Origin of the sequence: Microvirga lupini (genome assembly GCF_014191055.1) — a bacterium.
GTDB classification, from domain to species: Bacteria; Pseudomonadota; Alphaproteobacteria; order Rhizobiales; family Beijerinckiaceae; genus Microvirga; species Microvirga lupini_A.
Genome location: NZ_JACHWB010000001.1, coordinates 79,707 through 101,785, shown reverse-complemented (window position 1 = coordinate 101,785; position 22,079 = coordinate 79,707). Strand labels below are relative to the sequence as shown.

The 22,079-nt window shown below is 64.9% G+C and carries 23 protein-coding genes and 1 tRNA gene; 7 read left to right on the top strand and 17 right to left on the bottom strand.

Translation table 11 applies throughout. The annotated features are described in order from the left end of the window. Window positions 1-82: 82 nt before the first annotated feature. The 4 genes from FHR70_RS00485 to FHR70_RS00470 all read right to left on the bottom strand — a co-directional run bounded on the left by FHR70_RS00485 (window position 83) and on the right by FHR70_RS00470 (window position 2,215). Window positions 83-517: a potassium channel family protein gene (locus FHR70_RS00485; RefSeq protein ID WP_183446017.1), complete on the bottom strand. Its 435-nt coding sequence runs from the start codon at window positions 515-517 to the stop codon at window positions 83-85. A gap of 9 nt (window positions 518-526) precedes the next feature. Beyond that, complete coding sequence (cax, locus tag FHR70_RS00480) at window positions 527-1,672, bottom strand: calcium/proton exchanger (RefSeq protein ID WP_246407768.1); 1,146 nt, start codon at window positions 1,670-1,672, stop codon at window positions 527-529. Window positions 1,673-1,717: 45 nt separating this feature from the next. Beyond that, window positions 1,718-1,981 (bottom strand): hypothetical protein, encoded by a 264-nt coding sequence (locus FHR70_RS00475; protein ID WP_183446013.1) that lies wholly within the window; start codon window positions 1,979-1,981, stop codon window positions 1,718-1,720. A 157-nt stretch (window positions 1,982-2,138) separates the two neighbouring features. Then, a tRNA-Arg gene (locus FHR70_RS00470) sits at window positions 2,139-2,215 on the bottom strand. Window positions 2,216-2,286: 71 nt separating this feature from the next. On the opposite strand from FHR70_RS00470, the gene FHR70_RS00465 reads away from it, so the two are divergent. The 5 genes from FHR70_RS00465 to FHR70_RS00445 all read left to right on the top strand — a co-directional run bounded on the left by FHR70_RS00465 (window position 2,287) and on the right by FHR70_RS00445 (window position 5,382). Then, window positions 2,287-2,583, top strand: a complete 297-nt coding sequence (locus FHR70_RS00465) for a sugar phosphorylase (RefSeq protein ID WP_246407767.1) — start codon at window positions 2,287-2,289, stop codon at window positions 2,581-2,583. 137 nt (window positions 2,584-2,720) lie between these two features. Continuing rightward, complete coding sequence (locus tag FHR70_RS00460) at window positions 2,721-2,867, top strand: hypothetical protein (protein ID WP_183446011.1); 147 nt, start codon at window positions 2,721-2,723, stop codon at window positions 2,865-2,867. Further along, entirely contained in the window at window positions 2,864-3,079 is a 216-nt protein-coding gene (locus tag FHR70_RS00455; RefSeq protein ID WP_183446009.1) for a hypothetical protein, read from the top strand. The genes FHR70_RS00460 and FHR70_RS00455 overlap by 4 nt, the downstream gene beginning before the upstream one ends. Window positions 3,080-3,132: 53 nt before the next feature. After that, window positions 3,133-3,954 carry a thermonuclease family protein gene (locus FHR70_RS00450; RefSeq protein WP_183446007.1) on the top strand — a complete coding sequence of 274 codons (822 nt, stop codon included), beginning with the start codon at window positions 3,133-3,135 and terminating at the stop codon, window positions 3,952-3,954. A gap of 6 nt (window positions 3,955-3,960) precedes the next feature. Continuing rightward, entirely contained in the window at window positions 3,961-5,382 is a 1,422-nt protein-coding gene (locus tag FHR70_RS00445; protein ID WP_183446005.1) for a M48 family metalloprotease, read from the top strand. Window positions 5,383-5,463: 81 nt separating this feature from the next. Here the strand turns inward: FHR70_RS00445 and FHR70_RS00440 are convergent, their stop codons facing one another. The 6 genes from FHR70_RS00440 to FHR70_RS00415 all read right to left on the bottom strand — a co-directional run bounded on the left by FHR70_RS00440 (window position 5,464) and on the right by FHR70_RS00415 (window position 12,520). Next, complete coding sequence (locus FHR70_RS00440) at window positions 5,464-6,336, bottom strand: RNA polymerase factor sigma-32 (protein ID WP_183446003.1); 873 nt, start codon at window positions 6,334-6,336, stop codon at window positions 5,464-5,466. Between the two features lie 164 nt (window positions 6,337-6,500). Continuing rightward, entirely contained in the window at window positions 6,501-7,085 is a 585-nt protein-coding gene (locus FHR70_RS00435; protein WP_183446000.1) for a CarD family transcriptional regulator, read from the bottom strand. A gap of 469 nt (window positions 7,086-7,554) precedes the next feature. After that, the gene (gene fdxA / locus FHR70_RS00430) at window positions 7,555-7,893 is read right to left on the bottom strand and encodes a ferredoxin FdxA (RefSeq protein ID WP_183445998.1); all 339 of its coding nucleotides are present in this window, start codon (window positions 7,891-7,893) and stop codon (window positions 7,555-7,557) included. A gap of 47 nt (window positions 7,894-7,940) precedes the next feature. Continuing rightward, window positions 7,941-8,243: an RNA-binding S4 domain-containing protein gene (locus tag FHR70_RS00425; protein WP_183445996.1), complete on the bottom strand. Its 303-nt coding sequence runs from the start codon at window positions 8,241-8,243 to the stop codon at window positions 7,941-7,943. Between the two features lie 12 nt (window positions 8,244-8,255). Next, window positions 8,256-11,471: a helicase-related protein gene (locus FHR70_RS00420; protein ID WP_183445994.1), complete on the bottom strand. Its 3,216-nt coding sequence runs from the start codon at window positions 11,469-11,471 to the stop codon at window positions 8,256-8,258. Window positions 11,472-11,659: 188 nt separating this feature from the next. Then, window positions 11,660-12,520, bottom strand: coding sequence for a DUF3108 domain-containing protein (locus FHR70_RS00415; protein ID WP_183445992.1), 861 nt, complete (start codon window positions 12,518-12,520; stop codon window positions 11,660-11,662). A gap of 234 nt (window positions 12,521-12,754) precedes the next feature. On the opposite strand from FHR70_RS00415, the gene rpmB reads away from it, so the two are divergent. Together rpmB and FHR70_RS00405 are read left to right on the top strand one after the other, a co-directional pair. Beyond that, on the top strand, window positions 12,755-13,045 hold the full coding sequence (gene rpmB / locus FHR70_RS00410) for a 50S ribosomal protein L28 (RefSeq protein WP_183445990.1): 291 nt from the start codon (window positions 12,755-12,757) through the stop codon (window positions 13,043-13,045). 196 nt (window positions 13,046-13,241) lie between these two features. Then, window positions 13,242-13,865, top strand: coding sequence for a queuosine precursor transporter (locus FHR70_RS00405; protein WP_183445988.1), 624 nt, complete (start codon window positions 13,242-13,244; stop codon window positions 13,863-13,865). Here the strand turns inward: FHR70_RS00405 and FHR70_RS00400 are convergent. The 7 genes from FHR70_RS00400 to cobT form a co-directional block, all read right to left on the bottom strand. Next, window positions 13,814-14,863 carry a serine hydrolase gene (locus FHR70_RS00400; RefSeq protein ID WP_183445986.1) on the bottom strand — a complete coding sequence of 350 codons (1,050 nt, stop codon included), beginning with the start codon at window positions 14,861-14,863 and terminating at the stop codon, window positions 13,814-13,816. The two genes, FHR70_RS00405 and FHR70_RS00400, sit on opposite strands and share 52 nt — an antisense overlap. Before the next feature lie 35 nt (window positions 14,864-14,898). After that, window positions 14,899-15,648 (bottom strand): proteasome-type protease, encoded by a 750-nt coding sequence (locus FHR70_RS00395; RefSeq protein WP_183445984.1) that lies wholly within the window; start codon window positions 15,646-15,648, stop codon window positions 14,899-14,901. 53 nt (window positions 15,649-15,701) lie between these two features. Continuing rightward, window positions 15,702-16,520 (bottom strand): transglutaminase family protein, encoded by an 819-nt coding sequence (locus FHR70_RS00390; RefSeq protein WP_183445982.1) that lies wholly within the window; start codon window positions 16,518-16,520, stop codon window positions 15,702-15,704. Window positions 16,521-16,523: 3 nt separating this feature from the next. Next, entirely contained in the window at window positions 16,524-17,468 is a 945-nt protein-coding gene (locus tag FHR70_RS00385) for an alpha-E domain-containing protein (protein WP_183445980.1), read from the bottom strand. A gap of 16 nt (window positions 17,469-17,484) precedes the next feature. Then, complete coding sequence (locus tag FHR70_RS00380; protein WP_183448415.1) at window positions 17,485-18,882, bottom strand: circularly permuted type 2 ATP-grasp protein; 1,398 nt, start codon at window positions 18,880-18,882, stop codon at window positions 17,485-17,487. Window positions 18,883-19,086: 204 nt separating this feature from the next. Further along, window positions 19,087-20,091 (bottom strand): esterase-like activity of phytase family protein, encoded by a 1,005-nt coding sequence (locus FHR70_RS00375; RefSeq protein ID WP_183445978.1) that lies wholly within the window; start codon window positions 20,089-20,091, stop codon window positions 19,087-19,089. Next, window positions 20,088-21,998 (bottom strand): cobaltochelatase subunit CobT, encoded by a 1,911-nt coding sequence (gene cobT, locus FHR70_RS00370; RefSeq protein ID WP_183445976.1) that lies wholly within the window; start codon window positions 21,996-21,998, stop codon window positions 20,088-20,090. The genes FHR70_RS00375 and cobT overlap by 4 nt, the downstream gene beginning before the upstream one ends. Window positions 21,999-22,079 lie beyond the last annotated feature (81 nt).

Sequence of the window (22,079 nt, the reverse complement as noted above, 5' to 3'; positions counted from 1 at the left end):
CACGCAAAGCCGGCGCCAGTTTTGCGTTCGATGCTCTAGCATTGATGAGGATCTGGACGACATCTCGCCACTTTCTATGCAATCACGGCTCGCCCTTGTGATCGCGGCGGCGCATGGCCTGCCGCAACACCTCGAAGATCACTGCGGTCGACCAGCCGAACAGCAGCACGCCGTTCATCGCGGCCATCGGCCCGAGCAGGCGCCAGCGCTCGGACGGCAGGACATCGCCGTAACCGAGCGTGGTGTAGTTGACGAACGCGAAGTAGAGGACATCGGCCTCTGCCGGAGTCACTTCCAACATCGCATAGGCGAGCGCCCACACGCCCACCTCGCCGACATGCGCAACCATCAGGATCGCAACGGTTGCAACCATGATGGCGGCGAGCCAGACCTGGGGCCAGCGGCGTTCCCATTTCAGCGCCCGACGGGCAGTGCTCACGACCGCTGCCATCACAGCCGCATGGATGGCGATGTTGCCCAGACTGACAACCCCGCCGAGGAAAAGCTGTCGCAACATGTCCCAATCCTACGGCGCGGCGGCCGGGATCAGGTACAGGATCGCCGCGATGATTAGGTAGAGCGCGAGCAGCTGCGCGCCCTTGAACCAGTTTGACTGGCCTGTTGTGGTCACGGTTGCTCCGAGCAGCACCGCTCCGAACAGCATCCACATCTCGGCCTGCGAGAACACCAGTCGGAACTGCGGCTGCCCCATGGCCGGCGCAACCAGCACCAGGACCGGCGCTACGAACAGGGCGATCTGCACGCAGCTTCCCAGAGCGATGCCGATGCTGAGATCGGGACGGTTGGCCCGGGCCATGGCGATAGCCGAGCCGGATTCCGCCGCGCTGCCGACGAGCGCGAGCACGATCACGCCCATGAACATCTGCGACATGCCCAGCGCGTGCCCAGCCTGTTCGGCGGCGCCGACGAGGATCTCGCTCATCCAGGCTGCGCCGAGAGAAGCCACCAGCAGGGTCGCGACACCCCACCTGAGGCTTGGGGGCTCCCCGTTTTCTTCCGAAGAGGGCGCGTTCAGCTCAGTGAAGGTCTCCGGGTGGGTTCTCAGGGAGTATAACAGGAAGAGCCCGTACAGGCCCAGCAGCACGACCGCCACGACGAGATCCAGGCTGGCGTGCACGCCAAGGTGAGGCTCCGACTCCAGGGCCCGGTGGAAGGCGCTCGGCAGCGCTAGGCTGATCCAGGCCAACACCATGGTTGACGAGTAGATGCGGACCGCATTCGGATTGTACTCCTGACTGTGATGGCGCAGTCCGCCGAGCAGGAAGGAGACGCCGAGGGCCACCAGCAGGTTGGCGAGCAGCGCACCGATGATGGAGGCGCGCACCATCTCCAGCAGGCCAGCCCGCAGGGCCGCCATGGCGATGATCAGTTCCGGAAGGTTGCCGAAGGTGGCGTTGAGGAGGCCTCCAATCGTGGCGCCCGTATGAGCGGCGACCTGCTCGGTGCCCTGAACGATGAGCTTGGCGAACGGCACGATGGCCAGGGCGGCGCAGAAGAACACCACACCGGCCGGAACGCTTCCGGCGTGGTCAAGAATGGCCGCCACGGGTGCGAGGACCAGGAGCCACAGGAGAGAGGGCCTGAATGGGAATGCCCTGAACAGGGATACCTCGCTTACCGGGCGTGCGGTGGGATACGGTTTGTCCGTCATGACCTCTTCCCCTTGCCCTTCCTGTGCGGGCATGGCCGCTTCTCCTCACGGCCCGTTGCCGATCTCGACGGAGCGGCAAACCCCATCGACCGAACGTTGCGCGACAACGGCCGTCCTTGCGGTCTCCTGGTGGACGCAGAAGGTACCGTCGCGCACATAGCGGTCGCAGGTCGCCGGTACGGCGCGTAGCATGGCCGTGCTACGCGAAGTCACGATCCCTTTGGCCTGCGCACAGGTCATGCCAAAAGCCATGATGGGGCCTGACTGTGCGATGGCGCCTGTGGCGATGCCAGCAATGACGACGGACACACAAGGTGCTTCATGGCCTCACTGCCTTTGGGCGATACCCTAGCGCACCCGGAACACAATGCTTGATCGGTAGGGACAATCTCTTGACAGTTTGGGCCGTCAGCGCGTCAGCCCGGATGACCATCGCCGCGCCAAGGAGGCCAAGCGATTGAAAGACTGGCGATCCCGGGAAGACTCGAACTTCCGACCTTCGGTTTAGGAAACCGCTGCTCTGTCCTGCTGAGCTACGGGACCGCTGAGATCCGGGGATTTAGCACGGTCGGCAGGGGCATTCCAGTGGGTTACAATCGCAAGATCAGAATCGGGTGGCTCTCCCGGACGATTGCGGCGCCAAGCTGAAGGAACTCCCCACGGCCAAGCCGGTTGGTGAAGGCAACTGGAGGCATATCATGGCGCAGACGCTTCGCGATTTCCTGAAACAGGTCGAGAACCTTCCCCCCGACACTCTGCTCTGCGTCGCCGAGGTGGACGAGGCTTTCGCCGCCCATGTGGCGGAGATCGAGATCGTCGTGGACGCGAAGCCCCAGAACCGCAAGGCAGAAGGGATCGAAGCGGTGGAGCTTGGGAACGGCAAGGAGCGGGTTGTGGTGATCCGCTGGTAGCCCTGAAATGAAGCGGGTTTCCTGGCGAGAACCCGCCGATCTTGGCCGCAACATTTTGCCGGCCCTGCAATTGACGTCCGAGCGACGGCCCCCACCCGCTGCTCCAGGACGCAACAGGAGCCGGTCAGGATCTCACCATGACGAAGAACGTCCCAGGCTCCCGCACGAACCCGGAAGACATTCCGCAGGAAGGCCATGGCGGCTCGAACACGCGCGGCACCCAACGCCAGCAGGGCAAGGACGGCAACGACGCCCAGAAGCGGCAGCAGGAGAAGAAATCATGAGCAGCACCGGCAACCGCAGCAATCCGAATCAGACGCGCATCGCCGGGCATCAGGAGCATGACCGGCCCAATGTCGGCACAGGCGGCAAGCCCGGCATCGGCAAACAGGGCGGCGCCTCCCATCAGGAGAGCCGCGACCACAACAAGCACAACGATTCAGGCCAAGACGGGCATAAACCCCAGCAGCACAGCCCGGCGCAGGAAAAGCACTGATCCGGGCAACCCAAGCGTAGCCGTTTTAGCCTGAAGGGGTATGATCCCGTTCCATGACGGGATCGACTCTGCGCATGCTGCTGGCCCTGTGCCTCGGACCTGCCCTGGATGGCGGCATCCAGACGGCTCTGGCACAGACGCGCCCTATACAACGGCCTGCGGACTGCATCGGTGAGGCCCGAGGCGACCGGCTGCAAGGCCTGACGCCGGAGGGCGATCTCATCCTGATGTCGGGGCAAATGGCCCGCCTGTCCGGCATCCGCCTTCCCGACACCCCGCCGCATCGCGAGCATGCTGTCTCCTGGCTGAGAGCGCGGATCGACCAGTCGGCTCTCATACAGGGACCTGACAGGCGCGACCGGTGGGATCGGGCTTCCGTTCGCATCAGATCCACCCCCGAGGCTTCCGCGCTCGATTGGGCGCGCGGTCTGGTCGAGGCCGGCCTTGCCGTGGTCGATGCGGGGACGGAGGGCGCCTTCTGCCAGCCCGAGCTCCTCGCCCTCGAAGCCACGGCCCGCGAACGACGCCTTGGTGTTTGGGCGGATGACCGCTATAAGCCTCTCGATGCAAATCAATCCGAGCGCCTGCGCGAGCGGATCGGCAGCTTCGTGCTGGTCGAAGGCCGCATCAGGAGCATCGGCGAGCGCAAGCAGCGCACTTATTTGAACTTCGGGGGGCTCTGGGCAGAAGACTTCACGATCATCATCCCTAAGACAACCTGGAAACAGATGTCGGATCGCGGCTTGGGCCTTGAGGCCCTCAAGGGCCGTCGGATCAGAGCACGAGGCATTTTGCAGTCTTGGCAAGGCACCGCCGTTTCGATTGTCATACCGAACATGATCGAACGTCTCGAAGACGATTATCTGCCACGATGAACGAGTATGATCAGAACACGTCGAACCGGTAGTTCCATCCTCGGCAGCCTCATGCTCGCAGCCTTGCTCGCGGGCTGCACCGGCTTTGGCAGCGATGTGTCGCTGCCGGCGAACGCCCCACGGGTAATCGGCCCGGATCGCGACCGGGATCATGTGCGCCTCGTCAGGGCGTTTGGCGGCGAGGGCCGTGCACCGCAGCTCCAGCAGCTCCTGACCGACGTGACGAACCGGCTCGTCATGGCCACCGACCGGCCGGACGAGGCCTTCCAGGTGACGATCCTGAACTCGCCTGCGGTCAATGCCTTCGCGTTGCCGAACGGTCGCCTTTACGTGACCCGCGGCCTGCTGGCGCTCGCCAACGACACCTCCGAGGTGGCGGCCGTCCTGTCCCACGAGATCGCCCACGTGACCCTGCGGCATGCCTCCCAGCGCAGCGAGCTGCAGGCTCGCTCGGCCCTGATCGAGCGCGTGGCCGAGAACGTGCTGAACGATGCCGAGGAAGCGGCCACGGCGCAGAACCAGTCCCGCTCGACCCTGGCCAGCTTCTCGCGGGCACAGGAGCTCGAAGCGGACCAGATGGGCGTGAGGGTTCTGGCCCGCGCCGGCTTTGACCCCTTTGGCGCCCCACGCTTCCTGACATCCCTCGGACGCTCGGGCACGAGCTCCGACGGCCAGACAGGAGACCGGCTGGCCTCGCATCCGAACACCAATGACCGTGTCTCACGGGCCCTGCAGGCGGCACGGCGGACGGACTTGCCAGGTGGCGGCGAGACCGGGCGGCTGGCCTATCTCACTACCCTTGAGGGGCTGTCATATGGCGACGACCCGGCCGACGGCGTCGTGAAGGGCCGCCGCTTCATCCATTCGCGGCTGGGGGTTGCCTTCGAGGCGCCAGAGGGCTTCAGCCTGGAGAACACCTCCCAGGCCGTGCTCGGCTCCTCCAGTGACGGCGAGCGTCGCCTGCTCTTCGATGCCGCCGACACCCCGGAGGGCCAGAGCCTGGAGGATGTGCTGCGCTCCACCTGGACCGACACCATCGAGGCCGGCACCCTGAGCACCGGCACGGTGAACGGCCTTCCCCTGGTGACGGCGCTGTCCAACGGCAAGGAATGGACCTTCCGGCTCTCTGCGATCCGGATCGGCAGCACCACCTACCGGCTCATCATGGCAACCCGCGGCAACAGGAGCGATCTGGAATCGATCTTCCAGCAAACCCTGAACAGTGTCCGGCAGGTGCAGCCCGAGGAGGCACGGCGGATCAGGCCGCTCAAGCTGCAGATCGTGGCTGCCCAGCGCGGCGACACCGCACAGACCCTTGCCGCCCGCATGCCGATCGACCGGCCTCTCGAACGCTTCCTGCTGCTCAACGGCCTCGACAGGAACGCCCCCTTGAAGGCGGGCGAGCGCTACAAGATCGTGGTGGAATAGAGCCTCTCAGGAATCCCAAAAGCAGATCGGCGAGGCAGTCGCCCGCCTCGCCGATCAGAATTTCAGGAGAACCTGAACGCCTTACACGAAGGCGCCGGAGGCCTGGGGGTAGCGCTCCACCAGGGCGCGCTTGAGCTTTTCCAGGGCGCGGTTCTCGATCTGGCGAACGCGCTCCTTCGAGATCCCAAGACGATCGCCCAGGAACTCCAGGGTCACCTGCTCGTCGTCGAGACGGCGGGCGCGCAGGATGCGCAATTCACGCTCATTGAGAACTTCCAGCGCCTGCTGCAGCCAGCGCACGCGGCGCTCGGTATCGATCGAGTCGGTCACGGTCTCGTCGGGCAGAGGGCTGTTGTCGACGAGAAACTCGACCCGTTCGGCGGAGTTCGATGCGTCGGCGTCCAGAACCGGCGCGTTGAGCGATGTATCCGGCGCCGACAGGCGGGCATCCATGAGGGCGACATCGGCCTTCGACACACCGATCGCCTCGGCGATCTTGGCGTGGACGTCGGAGGAGATGCGCTCTTCTCCGCCGCGGGTCAGACGGGCCCGCAGGCGGCGTAGATTGAAGAAAAGGGCTTTTTGAGCGGAACTCGTTCCGCCACGGACGATTGACCAGTTACGAAGGATGTAATCTTGCACGGAGGCGCGGATCCACCAGGTCGCATAGGTCGAGAAGCGGACTTCCCGTTCGGGCTCGAACCGGGCCGCGGCTTCGAGAAGACCCACATGGCCTTCCTGAACCAGATCGGCCATGGGCAGGCCGTAGTGACGAAAACGGGCTGCCAGCGCTATCACAAGGCGCATATGGGCAGCAGTCAGTTGATGTAGCGCCGCCTCATCGCGGTTCTCTTTCCAGCGCACGGCAAGAAGGTGCTCCTCTTCCCTTTCGAGAAAAGGCGCATTCATGGCGGCGCGGACGAACCGGCGGCGAACCCCTGAGATTTCTCCCATTGTGTGCTCTCCCTTGGCAGAGACACAACGAGCGAGGCCGCAAAAAGTTCACTTCCAGCAGCCAAGTTCTGCGAAATAGATTCCTGCCTTTGAAAAACAAGGCTTCGGACACAAAAAAGCCCGGCCTGAGGCCGGGCTTCTGAAGGTCGGGATAAAGCGGCCGATCAGGCGGCTTCTTCCTGCAGATCGTCGCCCTCGGCGTCGCCTTCCGCATCGGCACCCTTGGCGCGGCGCGGAGACTTGGCAAGGCTCTGCTCGATGAGCTTGAGGGCTTCCGTATCGGTGATCTTGTTCACGGCCGCGATCTCGCGCACGACGCGGTCGAGGGCGGATTCATAAAGCTGGCGCTCGCTGTAGGACTGCTCGGGCTGGGCCTCGGAGCGGTAGAGGTCGCGCACCACTTCGGTGACGGCGATCAGGTCGCCGGAATTGATCTTGGCCTCGTATTCCTGGGCGCGGCGCGACCACATGGTGCGCTTCACGCGGGCACGACCCGTCAGAACGTCCAGAGCCTTTTGTACCAGAGCCGGTTCGGCAAGCTTGCGCATGCCGACGCTGGAAGCCTTACCCGTGGGGACACGGAGGACCATCTTGTCCTTGTCGAAGGAGACGACGTACAGCTCCAGTTTGAATCCCGCGATTTCCTGCTCTTCGATGGCCGTGATGCGGCCGACACCGTGAGCGGGATAAACGATCGCTTCACCGGACTTGAACCCAAGGCGCTGGGCGGACTTCTTGGCGGTTGTCATGCGAGAGAGGCCTCCTTGCATGGCCCTCGTCTGAACGGCGAGGGAGCTGTTGTCTCACCGGGAAGGATCCCGGTGGAACGAGGATAGGATGTGAGCGTCACGGAACTTGACGATTCCGCTCGTCTCCCTGATGTAAGCAGCGGCTACAAACGCTCATGCCCTTGACCAAGGCAGCAACGCTCCCTTAAGTCAAAGGACGCGAATCTTTGCTTCATTATGTGAACCGCCGGTCTGCAGAGACGGTGCACGGCTTGAGCGCAAGCGACGGCATTCACGGACCCTATCACAGTCCGGCCGAAAAAGCAAAAATATTTCAAAACATAGCGTAAAGAGCACCGGTTTGTGGCCGCGCTTGCGGGCTAACGCACGTTCCGGGAAATTGGCCCCGATTCATTGCTTGAAGGCGATACGTTCTCCCCGATAGGGCAACGGACGAATCCAGAAAGTGCCGTCCGCTTTCGGTCCGATTCTAATCGCCCTCGCCGGGATTGGCCGAAAAATACGCCTCGAACTTGCCCGCCACACCATCGAATTCCTTCGCGTCGGCGGGCGGATCCTTCTTGAGGGTGATATTGGGCCAGCTCTTGGCCATGTCGGCATTGAGCTTCAGCCATTGCTCGAGGCCCGGCTCCGCATCGGGCTTGATAGCCTCGGCCGGGCATTCCGGCTCGCAGACGCCACAGTCGATGCACTCGTCCGGATGGATGACGAGCATGTTCTCGCCCTCGTAGAAACAGTCCACCGGGCATACCTCCACGCAGTCCATGTATTTGCACTTGATGCAATTTTCAGTGACGACGTAGGTCATGCACGGTCCTTCAGAGGTGTTCCACGCGAGAGAGGTATGATGCCGCTCTAGCCGTTGTCAGGGTCGCTGACAAGCGCCCCTTTATCCTGGCTGAGATCCAGGTAGAGCAGCCTTGCTTCCGTTGCAGGGCCCCGGCGCTCGCCGAGACCCTCGATCCGCACCACGAGGGTGGACCGGGGAAGCGCGACGGTCACCACGTCACCCACGGCTACCGCCTTGGCGGCATTGTCGGTGCGCTGTCCGTTGAGGCGGACATAGCCGCTGGTCACCATCTTGGCGGCCAGCGTCCTGGTTTTCGCAAAGCGCGCGAACCACAGCCACTTGTCGAGCCGCTGCCGGTCCTCACGCATGCCCTCACAGCCTCACTTCTTGCTGTCCTCGAGCTGGGCCTTGAGAGCCATGAGCTTGGCGAAGGGCGAGTTGGGGTCAGGCTGCTTCTCGCGCCGCTCGCGACCACCGTCGTGGCGGTTGTCGGCGCGCTTGTCGGGCCGCGGACCACGGCGCTCCTCGCCACGGCGTCCCTCTCCATGACCAGGACCGCGCGGCGGACGGTTCTGCGGACGCCCTCCCTCCCCTTGCGCCTCCCGGCGCTCGGGACGCGGACGGCGCTCACCTGTCTGATCGCCCTGGTTCGCTCCATGACGTGGGCGGCGGTCGCCGCGATCGGGTCGCTGGTCCGTGCGCTCGCCTCGTTCGTGGCGTCCGCCACGGGCATCGCGGCCATGACGAGCCTGCGCGCCATCGTGATGGCGGCGGCCCTGGCGCCAGACCTCGATCATCTCGGGCTCGGCAGGGGCTGCCTCTGCCGTCTCGGCAGAGTTTGCCTCGACTGACGCCTCTGCGGGAGCCATCGCCTCGCCCTCGGGCGAAGCCACGGCCTCGGCGGCGCTGACCTCGACCTCCTGCTCGGAGACGGATGCCTCGGGAGCCTCGACGGCAACCGCGCCGATCTCCTCGGTGCCGACCGCAGACTCGGCTGTCTCGGCAGGAGCTGCCTCGGAGGGCGTTTCCTCAGCTGGAGCGGCCGTTTCGCCTTCAGAGGCTCCCGCCTCGTCGGCGGGAGGCGCGGTTTGTGGCTCGACAGCCCTGGGCGCTTCCATGAGCGGAACGGTGATGGCGGGCCCGGGACGACGGTCCATCACATAGCCAAGCGACTTGAGGATCGTGGCGAAATCCTCGCCCGCGCAGCCGACCAGGGACGTCATCGCGACCGTGGGCACGAAACCCTCGCCATCGGCTGCACCGGCCGGCGGCTCGCCGGGGGTGATGCCGGGACGGTAGGAAATGGCCGGACGGATGAGGTCCGCCAGGCGCTCCAGGATGTCGACGCGCACGGCGCGGCCACCGAGCACCCGGAAGCCTGCAGCCCGGTAGAGCCCATGGGCGATCTCCGGATCGACCGGGATCGAGGTGCGGCCGGACTGGGCGAGATGCGCGATCTCGTCGATGCCCTTCTGGTCGAGGCCGCCGTTCTGCAGCGCCCAGAGCTGGGTTGCGAGCACGCGGGGCGCCGGCTTCAGCAGGGCCGGCAGATAGAGGTGATAGGCGCCGAAGCGGACGCCGGCCTTGCGCAGGGCGCCACGGGCATCCTGGTCGAGGCTGCGGACATCGTTGAGGACCTTGGCGCGCTCGAGCACGCCGAGCGCCTCGCCGATCTGGAAGCCGATGCCGCGAGCCAAGCCCGTGAGCTCCTGGCTGTCCTCGATCTGCAGCAGCGGGCCGAGCAGGCGCACCACATAGGCCTTCAGCCAGGCGCGCAGGCGGTTGTCCACCTTGTCGCGGGCGGAGCCCGTGAGATGTTCGTCGGAGAGAATCCTCACCCGGGGCTCGAAGAGCTTGTCGCCGGGCTCCAGCTTGGCTACCGGGTCGCCCATCCAGCGGATCGTGCCGTCGTTGGATAGCACGAGCATCGTGTCGGGGGTTTCGGCGAACCGGTCCGCCCGCGCCTCGATCTCGCCGGCCAGCGCCTTGCTGGCGGCGTTGCGCAGGGTCTTGGCCTCCGTGGTGTCGGCCTGGGGATCGGGCACGAAATGGAAGCCGTGCAGGTGACCGATGTGCTGACCCTCGACGGTGACGTCGCCGGTGGTCGTAATTTCCGCTTCGAGCATCTTGTTCTCTCTCAAGCGCCGCATGAGAACGCTCGTCCGCCGGTCGATGAACCGTTGGGCGAGGCGTTCATGGAGCGCATCCGATAGCTTGTCCTCTACCTGACGCGCAACATCCTGCCAATGCTCCGGATCCTTCAACCAGTCGGGACGATTGGCGACGAAGGACCAGGTCCGGACCTGGGCGATGCGGTTGGAGAGGGTGTCGATATCCCCATCGGTCCGATCCATAGCGGACAGATGGCGGGCGAACCAGTCGGCCGGGATGGCCCCATCCTTCATGAGAAAACGGTAGAGCTGCCCGACGAGATCCGCATGGGTCTGCGGGGAAACCTTCCGGTAATCCGGGACCTGGCAGATCTGCCAGAGCCGCTCCACGGCATATTGCGAGCGGGCCATGGCCTGGATGTCGTCTTCCCTGGCCAGAACCTCGAGGGCCGTGACGTCCTCGCCCGTGGGAGCCCGCACGAGGCCGTGCTCCCGCGGCTGCGCCCCCAGCGAATCGCGCAGGCGGGCGAGCGAGGAGAAATCGAGATCCGGGTTGCGCCATTGCAGGATGCGGACCGGGTCGAAGACGTGGTTTTCGAGCGCCTCGACGGTCTCCGCGTCAAAGGGTGGGCAGCGGCCGGAGGTGCCGAAGGTGCCGTCGCGCATGTAGCGGCCGGCACGGCCGGCGATCTGGGCGAGCTCCGGGTTGTTCAGCTTGCGGAACTGGAACCCGTCGAACTTCTTGTCGGATGCAAAGGCCACATGGTCCACGTCGAGGTTGAGGCCCATGCCGATGGCGTCGGTGGCGATGAGATAATCCACGTCGCCATTCTGGAAGAGCTCGACCTGGGCATTGCGGGTGCGGGGCGACAGCGCCCCGAGCACCACGGCCGCGCCGCCGCTCTGGCGGCGGATCAGCTCGGCGATGCCATAGACCTCCTCGGCCGAGAAGGCCACGATGGCCGAGCGCCGGGGAAGGCGCGACACCTTCTTCTCGCCGGCAAACGAAAGCTGCGACAGGCGCGGCCGAGTGACCACGTGGACGCCCGGGATCAATGTCTCGATCAGCGGCCGCATGGTGGCCGAGCCGATGAGCAGCGTCTCCTCGCGCCCGCGCTGGTTCAGCAGGCGGTCGGTGAAAACATGGCCCCGGTCGAGGTCGCTGGCGAGCTGGACCTCGTCCACGGCCACGAAGGCAACGTCGAGATCCCGGGGCATCGCCTCGACGGTGGAGATCCAGTAGCGCGGCCGGTCCGGCTTGATCTTCTCCTCGCCGGTCACCAGGGCGACGTTGTGATGGCCGGCCTTCTCCACCACCCGGTTGTAGACCTCGCGGGCGAGCAGGCGCAGGGGCAGGCCGATCATGCCGCTGTCATGGCCGAGCATGCGCTCGATCGCCAGATGGGTCTTGCCGGTATTGGTGGGGCCGAGCACGGCCGTGACGCCGCGCGAGCGCGCCTGCGGGGGAAGGGAACGACGGGCCATGCCTGGATGTCGGGTAATGCTTGAACGTCCCGGAGTAACGAGAGGCTTGACGGGCCGGGCGCCGGAGCCGAAAGCCTTCTCTTCAAGGCAGCCCGGCCCTCGCGGCCGGCTGCGGGCTAGCCCTTATATGGGCACGAACGCCGCTTTCGCTACCCGCGGCGAGGACATTCCCTAGGGATTTTCAGGGTTTATTGGATAGCGCCGGCCTGGATGGCATCATCCGCCCGCACGGCCCGGCGCATCGGCTGGGAGGCCTTGCCGTCCTGTTCCAGCGACCAGAGCGAAGCCTGCATCTCACCGATGCCGATCATCGTGCGCACCGAGACCTTCAGGGGGAAGAGCAGGCGCGGGCCTTCGACGGGAGCAAGCCAGACGGACATGTCCCGGTTCTCCTGCATGAACTTGGTCGCCGGGCGCTCGGGTCGATGGCCGGAGACCGGCACATAGCGGGCGTTGCAGACGAGAACCGGACCGGAATAGCCCGCGACCTCGGCATTCTTGGTCTCCGCATAGCTGAGAACCACGTTCATGCGGGAAGCGCCGTCGAAAACGGGAATGGTCCGGTTGCAATTGTCCGGATCGGTCAGGCTCTTCGAGGCAACCGCCGGCATGAGCAGCGCGCTCATGGGATCGACCACGCCCCGCTTGTCGGCGGGCTTGACCGGGATCCGGTCTTCCTTGGGCTCCAGCGGCGGGTCAATCTCGACTTCGGCCACCCGGCCGCCCTTCAATCCCATGCGGACGCTGCGCTGGTTGTCGGAGGTCTTGGACACCACGGCGAAGTTCGTCGAGCGCGGGCCGGCTCCGGCGAGCGTGCCCGACGCGGAAGCCTCACCCTTACCGCCCGTCAGGATCATGGCGAAGCCGGTCAGCTTCGCATTGCCCTGCATCTCATACTTTTTTCCCTTGAAGGACGAGACCAAGTCCGCCTTCCCCAAGGGCAAGCCCGCCAGGGAGAGATCATAGGTCACCTTGAGGGTCTGCCCTTGAGCGAGCGAAGCCGTTCCTGCAAAGGCCAAGGTAACGAGAGCTGAAGCGATGAGGCGCATAGGGCTGTTCCGATAGTCTATTCTGTTGCATCGCACGAGATTCGGAATAAATCGTGACCATGATGCCGAAAAAAAGAGGGTGCGACGTTGCGCTATTCTTGACCCACACCCCGGTTTCGGCTTATAGGCTCGCACCTTCCAAGGACTTCTGGTGTCCGGCCGCGTGGGATCTGCGATCAGGCAAACCCGCGAATTTGTGGCCGCGACCCTCACACGACGAATAGGATTGAACCCATGTCGCGCCGTTGCGAACTGACCGGCAAGGCCGTGCTGAGTGGCCACCTGGTGAGCCACTCGAACCGCAAGACGAAGCGGAAGTTCCTGCCGAACCTCTGCAACGTCACGCTCCAATCTGACGCCCTGCAGCGCTCCGTGCGCCTGCGCGTCTCCGCCCATGCGCTCCGCTCGGTCGAGCACCGCGGCGGCCTCGACGCCTTCCTGGCCAAGGCCAAGGCTGAGGAGCTCTCCACCACCGCCCTGGCGGTGAAGCGCGAACTCGAGAAGAAGCTCGCCGCTGCGAGCTGATCTCGAATCGCCTTTGGAGAACAGGCTTTGCGGGCGGCCCTGGTGCCGCCCGTTTTGCGTTGTTCTGCACATCGTCCGGATCGATCCGGACGATGTGCAGCTTATTGGATTCAGCATCGGACGGATCTCAAAAGTGCAGATCCACTTTTGAGTCCGATGCTCAAGGCTTAAGCATTTGTCTGGACGAGGCTGACCCATGACCCAGATTGACCGCCGCGACTTCCTCATTGCACTCACCGCAATGACCCTGGTCGTCCTCTCGTCGAACATCCTGGTCCAGCATCCCTTCACCCATTGGGGCATGGGCGACTACCTGACCTGGGGCGCCTTCAGCTATCCTTTCTCCTTCTTGGTCACCGACCTGTCGAACCGCCGCTTCGGGACTGAAGGAGCACGGCGCGTGGTCTATGTCGGCTTCGTGCTGGCCGTGGTGCTCTCGATTATCCTGGCGACGCCGCGCATCGCCATCGCGTCCGGCGCGGCCTTCCTGACGGCCCAGCTTCTCGACATCAGCATCTTCGCCCGCCTGCGCGACAAGGCTTGGTGGATGCCGCCCTTCATTTCCTCGGTGATTTCCTCAGGGCTCGACACGGCCATCTTCTTCTCGTTCGCCTTTTATTGCGGCGTCGTGCCGGGCTTCGGCCTCACGATCAGCGAGATGCTGGGCCAGGCGGGAATCGTCGACGCGTGCATTGCCCTCCCGTGGACTAACCTCGCCGTCGCGGATTACGGGGTGAAGCTGGCGCTCGCCGCAATCTCCATCGCTCCCTACGGGGCGATCCTCGCTCTCATGCGCCCGCGGCTGCAGCAGGTCGCCTGATCGCTAGTTGCGGCGTTGCGGGACGCTCGCACGCTTGGCATCACCGCCAGCGACGACGGTTCCTGCCGCTGCAGGTCCCTGCCGGCCGCATTTGACGCGCCGCAGATCGCGGCCCCCGGCGAGGGAACATTGGCCCTCAGCAGGCTGAGATTGCCGATCGGAGGGGTGGCTTGCGAGAGGCCGGCATCGAGCAGCTCCTTCGTGGTCCGTGTCCGCATCGCCGCATTGGGCGATCCGAGAACCACCGCGATGACACGCCTGCCACCACGAACCGCCGAGGTGACCACGTTGAAACCGGAGGCGCACACATATCCCGTCTTGGTCGCCTCGAGGGCCGCATAGTTCTCGATGAGCTTGTTGGTGTTCTTCAGCGTCCGGCCATTGACCGTCACCGACGGCGTCCTGAACAGGTCGGTATGGGCTGAGTGATGGCTCAGGACGGCCAGCATGAGGACGGCCATGTCCCTGGCGTTGGTCACTTGACGATCGTCGTGCAGGCCGTTGGCATTGACGAAGCGCGTTCCGCTCATCCCGAGGCGAGCGGCCTCCGCGTTCATCGCAGCAACGAAGGAGGCTTCGCTGCCCCCGACGGCCTCCGCGACCGCCACCGCCACGTCGTTCGCGCTTTTGACCATCATCACCAGCAGAGCGTCCTCCAGCCGGAGAGACGTGCCCTCCGGAACGCCCAGCTTCGATGGAGCCTGAGACACGGCCCAGGCACTCAGGGGCACGGACGTATCCATGGAGAGCCTGCCGGACTGGACCGCCATGAGGGCGAGATGCGCCGTCATCAGCTTGGTGAGGGATGCCGGATGCCAGGACCGCGTCGCCTCCTGGGCCGCCAGGACGTTGCCGGAGGATGCCTCGACCAGCAGCAGGGGCGAGGCGCCGGCGGAGGCGCCCGTCAGGAAAAGGCCGGCGGCCAGCAGGATCGAGGGCGCCCTCATGGCGCGATGGTTGACGGAAACCGCAGCCTTTCGCAAGTGACCGGCGGCCACGCTACCCCAAAATCTCCAGGCCGGCGGGTTGGACTCTAGAGAGCCGCTTCCGCATAGGGCGGGTGGGGAATGGCCTGATGCGCTGCCCGGAGGGCCGCCGACCAGCGCTCGCGCAGGTCGCGGAAATAAGGCTCGTCCTCCTGGATCCGGTAGGTCACGCCCGCCTTCAGCGCATCGCGCCTGGCCACGACGATGTCGATCGGCAGTCCGACGCCCAGATTGGACTTCAGAGTCGAATCCATCGAAATGAGCCCGAGCTTCAGGGCCTCCACGAGGCTGGTATCGTGGGCAATCGCCCGGTCGAGGATCGGCTTGCCATATTTCGGCTCGCCGATCTGCAGGAAGGGTGTGTCGATGGTCGCCTCGATGGCGTTGCCGGCCGCGTAGACCTGATAGAGCCGCATCTGGCCTTGGCCGATCTGCCCGCCGAGCAGCATGGTGACGTCGAAGGTCATGCTGCGCTTTTCCATCTCGACCCCATCCATCGCATAGACCTGGCGGATGGCGTGTCCGACGAGCTGGGCGGCCTTGAACATGCTGGGGACCGTCAGGAGCGTCTCCAGCTCGCCGGTCTCGGGATTTTCGATTCCGTCGGACAGCAGCGACATGACGGACTGGCTCGCCGAGAGATTGCCGGCCGTCGCTAGGGTAATCAGCCGCTCTCCCGGTTTCTCGAACAGATGGAGCTTGCGGAAGGTCGCGATGTTGTCGACGCCCGCATTGGTGCGCGTGTCGGCGATCATGACCAGGCCGTCCTGCACGAGGATGCCGACACAATACGTCATGGGTGTTCCTCCAGGAGCCTTCTGGTCGGGTTGCTCGGGTGTCGAGGCCATCCTCACGCCTGTGCTTGACGGGCGCTCTCGATCCTCAAACGAACGTCGAGCGCCTCACGGGTGATCCCGTAATAGCTGCCTCGAACCGGGGCTGCATCAAGATAATCGAGCCCGATGGCGAGCCGGACGTAATGCTCCGTTGCGGAAACGGCATTGGTCGGGTCGAAGCTCACCCAGCCGAGTTCCGGAATATAGGCCTCAGCCCAGGCATGGCCTGCCTCCTGCACGACCTCCCCCGCCTTGTGAAGATAACCGGAGACATAGCGGGCCGGGATCTTCAGGGAGCGCGCCGCACTCAAGAAAATGTGGGTGAAGTCCTGACAGACGCCGTGCCCTGCGGCGAAAGCCTCCGCTCCCAGGGTCGTGGAGCTTGTGGCCTGCGTGTCGAAGCGCAGGCGCTCGGGAAGCACGTTCATGAGCGCATGGGCCTGATCGAGCGGATTGGCGAAGCGGCCTGCCGTGATCTCAGCGAATTCGCGAATGGCGGGATCGGGGCGAGTCAGGGAAGTCTCGCGCAGATAGAAGATCTCCGGAAAGCGCTCGACTCCGCCCCGGACGACACCGGCCGTATCGGTGGTCTCCACCTCACCGGCCACGCGCAGGACGATCTGGCTGACCGGACCGGACACGGACAGGCTGTGGACGATGTTGCCGTACCAGTCCTCCCGGCGCATGAGTCGCGCCTCGCCATCCATGTCGATGTTCCAGGACAGGACCGTCTGGCTGTCGCAGCCGCGAGGCGTCAGCCGCAGGAGCTGGATCGCCGACCGGGCGGGCTCGCTGTAGTGATAGACCGTCTCGTGGGTGATGCGGATGCGCATGGGTCAGCACAGGTACTGGTTCGAGATGGCAAGGCTGAGCCGGTTGTTGTCCGCCAGGAATTCCTGAAGGAATTCATGCAGCCCGTGCTGGAAGATATCCTCGATGCTGCGGTTCGTCAGCTGGGCGTGGGTCGCCCGTGCCTGGCGCTGCGCTGCGCCCGATGTGCCGTAGCGATGCGAAAGATCGTCGAGATGGCGCGAAAGAGCGCCATAGCAGGCGGCGAGCGACCGGGGCATCTCCTCGCGCAGGATCAGAAGATCCGCCACGAGCCAGGGCCGCAGGTTCTGGTGATAGACCCACTGGTAGCTCACCAGCGCCGAAACCGAGCGGAGAATGGCGGCCCATTGATAATAATCGATGCCGCCGCCCACGGGCGCGTCCTGCGGCAGGAGCACGTGGTATTTCACGTCGAGCACCCGCGCGGTGTTGTCGGCCCGCTCGATGTAGAGACCCAGCCGCGAGAACCAATAGGCATCGTTGCGCAGCATGGTGCGCATGGCCGAACCGTCGTAGCGGAGCGATGCCTCCTTCACGAGATTCAGGAAGCGCGGCAGATCTTCGACCTTGATCGTCCTGGACTTGTAGCGCCGCAGATCGAGCCAAGCCGAGTTGATGGCCTCCCACATCTCCGACGTCAGAGCGGAACGGACCGAGCGGGCATTCTGGCGGGCGGTGTCGAAACTGTTCTGGATGCTCGAGGGATTGGCCTCCGAGAAGGCCAGGAACTCGATCACGTTCTCAGGCGTCGCCTCATCATAGGCCGCCCGGAACTGATCGATGCCGCCCGCCGTGATCAGGGCGGATTCCCATTCGTTGGACTCGCCATCGTTGTAGGAGATCGGCATCGACGCCATGCGATAGGCCACATCGAGGATGCGCGCGGTGTTCTCGGCCCGCTCCACATAGCGGGAGAGCCAGTAGAGGCTGTCCGCGTCACGACTCAGCACGAAAGACGCTCCCTGCTCATTCGCTCAACACCCAGGTATCCTTGGTTCCGCCGCCCTGGCTCGAATTCACCACGAGGGAGCCCTCGTTCAGCGCCACGCGGGTGAGCCCGCCGGGCACGAGCCGCACGCCGTCGCGGCCGGTGAGAACGAAGGGGCGCAGATCCACATGGCGCGGCGCCAGACCCGTCTCGGTGAAGATCGGGCTCGTGGACAGGGCGAGCGTCGGCTGGGCGATGTAATTGTCCGGATTAGCCAGGATCCGCGCCTTGAAATGCTTGCGCGCCTCCTTCGTCGCATGCGGCCCCACGAGCATGCCGTAGCCGCCGGAGCCGTTGACCTCCTTCACGACGAGTTCGTGCAGATTGTCGAGGACATAGGAGAGCGATTCCTGTTCGCGGCAGCGCCAAGTCGGCACGTTCTTCAGGATCGGCTCCTCGCCCATGTAGAAGCGCACGATGTCGGGCACATAAGAATACATGGCCTTGTCATCGGCCACCCCGGTGCCGGGCGCATTGGCGATGGCGACATTGCCCGCCCGATAGGCGGCGATGAGGCCCGGCACCCCGAGCGCGGAATCGGGCCGGAAGACCAGAGGGTCCAAAAAGTCGTCGTCGATGCGGCTGTAAATCACGTCGACGCGCTTCGGCCCCTCGGTCGTGCGCATGTAGACCATCTCGTCGCGAACGAAGAGATCGCGTCCTTCGACCAGTTCCACGCCCATGCGGTCGGCCAGGAAGCTGTGCTCGTAATAGGCGGAATTCAGGGAGCCGGGAGTGAGCAGGACGACGGTGGGATCCCAGGGCGAGCTCGTCGGCGCAACGGATTTGAGCGTTCCCAAAAGCTCGTCCACGTAGTTCTCGATGGGCCGGATGCGCTGCATGCCCACGAGTTCGGGGAAGAGCCGCATCATCACTTCCCGGTTCTCCAGCATGTAGGAGACGCCGGAGGGTGTGCGCAGGTTGTCTTCGAGCACGTAGAAGTCCTGATCGTCGACCCGGACGATGTCGATGCCGGCCACCTGGACGTAGATGCCGCTGTTGAGAGTGAGCCCCTGCATCTGAGGGCGGTAATAAGGGTTGAGATAGACCAGCTCCGGCGGGATGATCCCGGCCCGCAGGATGTCCCGCTGGCCATAGATATCCTTCAGGAACAGGTTGAGCGCCTTGACCCGCTGCTCCAGACCGCGGGCGAGGCGGCCCCATTCCTCGCCGGAGAGGATGCGCGGAATGATGTCGAAGGGGATCAGCCGCTCTTCGGCTTCCGCATTGCCATAGACGGCAAAGGTGATGCCGACCCGGCGGAAGAAGAGCTCCGCCTCCTCGCGGCGGTGTTCCAGCAATTGCGGCGGGACCGATTTCAGCCAGTCCTGCAGGACCCGGTAGGCCTCCCGGCTCCGGCCGCCATGACCGTTCATCTCGTCGAAGATCGCCTGTGCCGCCACCGGATCTCCTCAAATCCCTTTGCCTGCGAACAACCCGGTGCAAACCGGCTCCGGGCTCACAAAACAAAGCTTAGTTGCCTAAAACCTAGGGCTTCAAGCGGGACGAAGGATACAGCCGGGCAAAGAATGATGAGAAAAAGGGCAGATGCTCATCGAGAAAGCAATCCTGCCGGCGCTTCAGCCCAGAAGGGAAAACTCAAGCAGCAGAGTTCTCTGCAGCGAGCTGAAGTTGTTGTCTGAGATCAGGGAGAGGACTGTCTCGCCGCCTTCGCGGTGAACCGCCAGCCCCTCCATGTTGTCGACCTGATGGGAGGACTCGCTCTCGTAGAGCACCTCCCCGTCGACGCGAGCCCTAGCCCGGATCGCCGCCGCCTCGATGCGGCGCAGGCGGCACACGAACCCGCTGAGAAGCGAGAAGCGTCGCTCCAAGATGACGGCGTCGCCATCCGGCAGGAAGGCCATATCGGTGACGCCAAAGCCGCCGGAGAGAGCCACCTCAAAGGCTCCCTGCCTGGATCCTGTGAGAATGAAGCCGCTGCCACCCTCGGCGATGCCCACGAGAGCGCCGCTCAAAGGCGAGCGCTGCGGCGCGACGGCAATCGCTTCCAGGCCGCCATTGCTCGGCAGATCCTGCAGGGCCCTCGGAACCGGGATCGGAACGCCCCGGATGATGCTGCCCGCAGCATTGCGCTCGAACCGGATGACCGCATGGTTGCGCTCGGCGCCGATGAAGGCGGCATTGCCCGAGAGCGCGAAGCTTTCCGTATCGTAGTAGCGCGAGCGCCGCATCGGGACGCCGTTGCCGAGGATCAGGGGCGACAGGACCGGGCCGGACAGACCGGAGAGGCGCCCGTCCGACGTCTCGATCCCGGCTTTCAGGATCTGCGCGTTGTCCGCCAGGGCGATGATGTCCTGTCCGTCTCCAGAGCGCCACAGGCCGGAAAAGCCCCCGAAGGCCGACACATCGGAGCGCAGATCAACCCCGGACCGGAATGCGAGGGCGCCGAATCGGCTGCGGTCAGGATCGGTGGTCGAGAGGCGGCTGATCGGCTGTGCCTCCACCCGGATGGCGGTCGTGGCCTTGAAGGCCGGCGGGCGCTGCGCCACGGCAACGCGCGTGCAGGCCAGGGTCGCGGCGACGGCCCCGCCGCCGATCAGGATATTGCGCCGGGTGAGCCTCAAGCGACAGCCTTGCGGCGGGGAACGCCCCTGATAGAGCCCCTCGCCGGCGGCCCGGCATTCTCCTCGAACAGCTCCGCGAGCTTCTCGGTCATGACCCCGCCGAGCTCCTCGGCATCGACGATAGTGACGGCGCGGCGGTAATAGCGCGTCACGTCGTGGCCGATGCCGATGGCGATGAGTTCCACGGGGGAGCGGGTCTCGATCTCCTCGATGATGAAGCGCAGGTGCCGCTCGAGGTAGTTGCCGGGATTGACCGACAGGGTCGAGTCGTCCACCGGCGCGCCGTCCGAGATCACCATCAGGATGCGCCGCTGCTCCGCCCGGCCGAGCAGGCGCTTATGCGCCCAGTCGAGGGCCTCGCCGTCGATGTTCTCCTTGAGCAGGCCTTCGCGCATCATCAGCCCCAGGTTCTTGCGCGCGCGCCGCCAGGGTGCGTCCGCCGACTTGTAGATGATGTGGCGCAGGTCATTGAGGCGGCCCGGATTGGCCGGCTTGCCGGCCTGCAGCCAGGTCTCGCGCGCCTGCCCGCCCTTCCAGGCGCGGGTCGTGAAGCCAAGGATCTCGACCTTCACGCCGCAGCGCTCGAGCGTGCGCGCCAGGATGTCCGCGCAGGTGGCCGCGACAGTGATCGGACGCCCGCGCATGGAGCCGGAATTGTCGAGGAGAAGCGTCACCACGGTGTCGCGAAAATTCGTGTCCTGCTCCTGCTTGAAGGAGAGCGGCTGGTACGGATCCATGATGATGCGCGGCAGGCGCACGGGATCCAGCGTCCCCTCCTCGAGGTCGAACTCCCAGGAGCGGTTCTGCTGCGCCATGAGGCGGCGCTGCAGGCGGTTCGCCAGACGTCCGACCACGCCCTGGAGATGCGCAAGCTGCTTGTCGAGATAGGCGCGAAGGCGCGTCAGCTCATCGGCATCGCAGAGATCCTCGGCATGGATGATCTCGTCGAACTTGTTCGTATAGGCCTTGTAGTCGGGCCCGCGCGCTTCGTTGGAGCGGGACGGCGGGCGCCAGGATTCGCCGGCATCCTCCGATTCCGCCTCTTCGGATTCCTCGGGCAGCTCGCCGGAAGGACCGTCGGCCTCTTCCGTGGCGCCATCCTCCATCTCGTCGCTGGAATCCTCGCTGACCTCCACCTCGGCGCGATCGCCCTGGCTCTCCTGCTCGGACTCGCCTTCGCCCTGCTGCTCCTGCTGCTCGGATTCGTTCTCCTCCTCGTTCTCCTCGTCCTCGGCATCCATGGACGCCTCGTCGGCCATGTCGAGGGAGGAGAGCAGGTCGCGGATGTTGCGGGCGAAGCTGCGCTGGTTCTCGATGTTCTTCAGCAGGCCGTCGAGATCCCGCCCGGCGCGGTCCTCGATGAAGTCGCGCCAGAGATCGACGATCTTGGCCGCCGAGGCCGGCGGCTTCGCACCGGTCAGGCGCTCGCGCACCATGAGGGCCAGCGCATCCTCGAGCGGCGCATCGGCCCGATCCGTGATCTCCTCGTACTTGCCGCCGCGATGATAGCGGTCCTCCAGCATGGCCGAGATGTTGGACGAGATGCCGGCCATGCGCCGGGAGCCGATGGATTCCACGCGCGCCTGCTCGACGGCGTCGAACACGGCCCGCGCCGCCTGACCCTCGGGGGCGAGCTTCCGATGCAGATTGGTGTCGTGGCAGGCCAGCCGCAGGGCCATCGCATCGGCGTTGCCGCGCAGGATCGCCACGTCATGGGATGTGAGCCGCCGCGGCGGCTCCGGAAGGCGCGCCTTGTCCTGGCCCATGAGCACCGGACGGTCGGACGCGAAGGCCACCTCAAGGTCGGGCTTGCGCGCGATTGCCTTCATGGTGCCGGCAATGGAGCGCTTCAGCGGCTCCGCCGGCGCTTCCTTCTTCTCACCTGGCTTGCGGTTCGAGATGGACATTTTTTGCCTGTCGCTTCCGATAAGCCCTCATCCTGAGGAGGCCATAAGCCGTCTCGAAGGATCAGGGCGTTTCCAGAGAAC